The sequence below is a fragment of the Microcystis sp. 49638_E5 genome (genome assembly GCF_021300285.1).
Lineage (GTDB): Bacteria > Cyanobacteriota > Cyanobacteriia > Cyanobacteriales > Microcystaceae > Microcystis > Microcystis aeruginosa_C.
This window is the reverse complement of sequence record NZ_JAJTDH010000164.1, coordinates 1-4119: the sequence shown is the minus strand read 5'-3', so window position 1 is coordinate 4119 and position 4119 is coordinate 1. Positions and strand designations below refer to the sequence as shown.

Here is a 4119-nt window from a genome sequence, read left to right as displayed (position 1 = left end):
TAAGCCGAGTTTTCAAGGTGCTGCGCCGTCCACTTGGTTTTCGAGACTGGCCTTTTAATTCTAACGTAAAGCCAACCTAGAACGGCGGGGTTTCAGACCCAAAATTTCCGATGAGTCAACCCCTTCCAGAGATAAAAATTTTTTTGGCTAGTTTGTTTCAAATCGCTCAAGATTCTAAGTTGTCATCTACAATGGAATTAGCGGAGACGAAAGTTTCCGTTCACTCCTCACACCACACTCCGTCCGGACAATGTTCGGGCGGTTTCTTATTGAAAATACTTGATCTCTACAAATTCCCTGTTACACTGTATGATCAAAGATTTCTTGGAATCTTTTCACGTTCAAATGTACTACTATGTGAGGGACATCACTTGTCTAAACGTTATTTGTTCACCTCGGAATCGGTTACAGAGGGACATCCCGATAAAATTTGTGACCAGATTTCTGATACCATTCTCGATGCTCTGTTATCCCAAGATGACCACAGTCGTGTAGCGGCTGAAGTGGTTGTCAATACAGGGTTAGTCTTGATTACCGGTGAAATCACCTCGAAAGCGCAAGTTCATTTCGTCAATTTAGTTCGCAGTAAAATCGCTGAAATCGGTTATATCAACGCAGATAACGGATTTTCCTCGAATAGTTGCACCGTTTTAGTCGCTTTAGACGAACAATCTCCCGATATTTCCCAGGGTGTCACGGCTGCTCAGGAAAATCGCGAACTTCTCAGCAATGATGAACTCGATAAAATTGGTGCGGGAGACCAGGGTATTGTCTTCGGTTTCGCTTGCAATGAAACCCCCGAATTTATGCCCTTACCGATTAGTTTAGCCCACCGCATCGCTCGCCGTTTAGCGGCAGTCAGAAAAACGGGTGAACTGTCCTATCTGCGTCCCGACGGTAAGACGCAAGTATCGGTCATTTATGAAGATGGTCGTCCCGTGGGTATCGATACTATCCTTGTTTCTACCCAACACGATGCCACTATCGGCGATATCACCGATAATGATCTCGTCCAACAAAAGATTAAAAGTGATCTCTGGGAAGCGGTAGTACAACCGGTCTTCAGCGATTTAGAAATTAAACCCGATGCCAATACCCGTTATCTGGTTAATCCCACTGGAAAATTCGTCATTGGTGGACCCCAAGGCGATGCGGGATTAACGGGACGGAAAATTATCGTCGATACCTACGGTGGCTATTCTCGTCACGGTGGCGGTGCTTTCTCCGGTAAGGATCCTACCAAAGTTGATCGCTCCGCGGCCTATGCTTGCCGTTATGTGGCCAAAAATATCGTCGCCGCTGGTTTGGCCGATAAGTGCGAGATTCAAGTGGGTTATGCGATTGGGGTAGCTCGTCCGGTAAGTGTCTTCGTGGAAACCTTTGGCACTGGCAAAGTCGCCGATGATGTGATTCTGGACTTAATCAATAAATACTTTGAACTCCGTCCGGCCGGTATTATCCAAACCTTTAACCTGCGCGGTTTACCCAGTGAAAGAGGCGAGCGTTTTTACCAAGATGTAGCCGCTTATGGTCATTTTGGTCGCAATGATCTCGATTTACCCTGGGAACAAACCGATAAAGCCGCTATCCTCAAAGAAGCTTTGACTTCTGCGGTGGTATAGGGTTAAAAATTAACTGAAAATTTTGATTCAGGAATAGAGTTTCAGGCTCTATTCCTTTTTTATACTAAATTCGTTGAGTATAGGCTACTTAGGGTTTGCGGCAAAAAGTTTTTCGTGGGGGTAGGGTGTAGGGTTTTACCGATTTTCAGGGGGTCAATTACCTAATTTTCAGGGAAAAAGTGCCTAAATTTCCCCCCCGATCACCCCAAGATCTGGCACTTTTTGATGGGAAAAAAGTCTAAAATTCTTATCCAACAAGGTTTTTAGATTTATTCAGCACACCCTACTTATGAGAAGAGGCAAAAGCGGGAATAAATAATCAGATTTTCTAACCTGAAGATTAATCTTCAGTTTACTAGGCTAAAATCCGAAAGAATAACCAATTTTTAGCTTTAATTGACTTTGATCATTGCCATTAGTGCCAATATCTCCCTCAATACCGAAATCGATCACACCTTGACGATTAATTTGCTGACGAATTCCCATTCCAGTGCGAATTAAAACCCCACCATTACTATTATCGCTGGTAATTACGCCCAATTCTGCTAAAAAAGTTTGATCGAAGCGTTTCGGATAACCAATCGGTCGGGAGTAACCGAGAATTGCGGCGGGTAAAAAAGATCGATCGCCGTCATCGGGGTCAGTTTTTATGTTTAAATCGAGATTAAGATGCAAGCGATCAAATTGACCAACAGTTTTACTGGCAATTCCCCGCAGACGAAAATCTAATCCCCCGGCATTATTTCCCGTCGGTAATCCTAAATCAGTACGAATGGCAAAAGCGGGAACATTATCGTATTCACGATTGAAATTATAGAAAAAACCTACAGATAAATTTCCCACATCAAAACTTGTATCATCACTATTAACTCGTCCTCCCACTTGCGGATCGATGCCGATAATAATATGACCATTGCGAATAATACCGTTGAGGTATTCAATATCAAACTCACCACCAAGATTACTATTTTCAGGAAAGACTAGACTTCCTCCAAATTCTATCGATTGTTCCCCAAAACCCATACTTTCAGCATCATCAAAATAAAGGGGACGACCGGAATCAAGATTGTTATGATCGTTGGCAAAAACTGGATTAGTAAAACTGGCAACTAAACCCACGGCAATCAATAAAAATCTTCTCATTTTGTCGGTTCCTCTTGAGCATTGCTGTGGTCAGGTTTTTTCTCCGTATTAGCAGGGTTTTCTGGGGAGTGATTTTCGTGGTTATGGTGTTGGTGATCTCCTCCCTCATCTACTTGAGAATCATCAGGTTTTTTCTCAGAATTATCAGGATTTTCGTGATTATGACCTTCGTGAGAAATATCTGCTGGCATTAATCCCATACCCGGAATTCCTGACTCAAAACGATGATCATGTAGTCCTTCACCACCATAATTTTTTCCTGCTGCCATTCCTTGATGATTAGCAGCCATTACTAACCAAATAGCGCGGGTAATTTGTTCGTCTTTTTGTTGGGGAGTTAGCCAATCTGATGCCAGAATATCATTAACCATATCGTGCAACATATGCAGGTTATCAAAGGTGTTAGATATTGCGGGAAAACGTCGGGCAAACTTGGGACTAAGTTCGGCAAACATGGGCATAAAAGCTCGATCTGTGCGATATAATTCCTTAGTATGGTATTGTTTACCCACCTGTTTATAAGCCTGTTTTTGTTCCTCTAAAGTTTTCTCATAAAGCAAGTCATACATGGTTCCTTGTAGCCAATGGTAGCCCCAAAATAAGCCATTTACTTTCGGATATTTCTGGCGAAAAGCTTTAGAATAGGGCTGGGAATCCAGATAACCCATATTCATCGGTAATCCCGTAATAGCATAGGGAACTTTTGTCAAGTAAAATTGATATAATTTTTCAATTTCTGCTTCTTTTTCCTCGTTGGTTAATTTGCTGCTGGCTAAAACATCAACGGTTTGAGCATGGAAAATATGCGCCCACTCGAAAACCTGTTCTAAAACACCGTATTTTCTGCCAAAAGTTGGAGAAATATTACCCTCGTCGGGCATAAATTTAGGCGGATTTTTTAAAACCCAATTAATTTTTTGGTATGTCTTAGTTTCTAAATCTTTCGCTTTTCCCGTTACGATATCTTCGTAGGCAAAGGCATGACCAACAGCGATCGCATTCAAGTCTAAAGCTAAATCTCTGACATTATAAATGGCATTGTTATAAACCCCTCTTTGGGGATAAATATGATTACGTTGCTTGTTGTACATCCAAGCTGGTATATTATCAGGAATTGCTTGTAAAGTCTGAGTTTGAGGTGAATCAAGATGTAAATGTTGAGCAATAACAGGAGTAGAAATAAGTGCTACACTTACCAATAAAATTAACTTTTTCATAATAGTTAAACCTTGAGATTAGGGGCTCTTCGGGAATTGTTATGCAAATAATTAACTTAAAATAAAATTCGATGAGAGCGCCTACGCTCAAAAGTATCTGAAATCCATATAGGGAAGGACTTAAGGCATCAACAGGT

3 protein-coding genes are annotated in these 4119 nt (G+C 41.6%); 1 reads left to right on the top strand and 2 read right to left on the bottom strand.

Annotation, left to right across the window (positions count from 1 at the left end; all coding sequences use genetic code 11):
* Positions 1–371 precede the first annotated feature (371 nt).
* Complete coding sequence (gene metK, locus LW728_RS22950) at positions 372–1622, top strand: methionine adenosyltransferase (RefSeq protein ID WP_039899812.1); 1251 nt, start codon at positions 372–374, stop codon at positions 1620–1622.
* 360 nt (positions 1623–1982) lie between these two features.
* Here the strand turns inward: metK and LW728_RS22945 are convergent, their stop codons facing one another.
* Together LW728_RS22945 and LW728_RS22940 are read right to left on the bottom strand one after the other, a co-directional pair.
* Positions 1983–2765, bottom strand: a complete 783-nt coding sequence (locus LW728_RS22945) for a hypothetical protein (protein WP_002804218.1) — start codon at positions 2763–2765, stop codon at positions 1983–1985.
* Positions 2762–3982, bottom strand: a complete 1221-nt coding sequence (locus LW728_RS22940) for a hypothetical protein (RefSeq protein WP_287768478.1) — start codon at positions 3980–3982, stop codon at positions 2762–2764. Before LW728_RS22940 ends, LW728_RS22945 begins: the two co-directional genes overlap by 4 nt.
* Positions 3983–4119 lie beyond the last annotated feature (137 nt).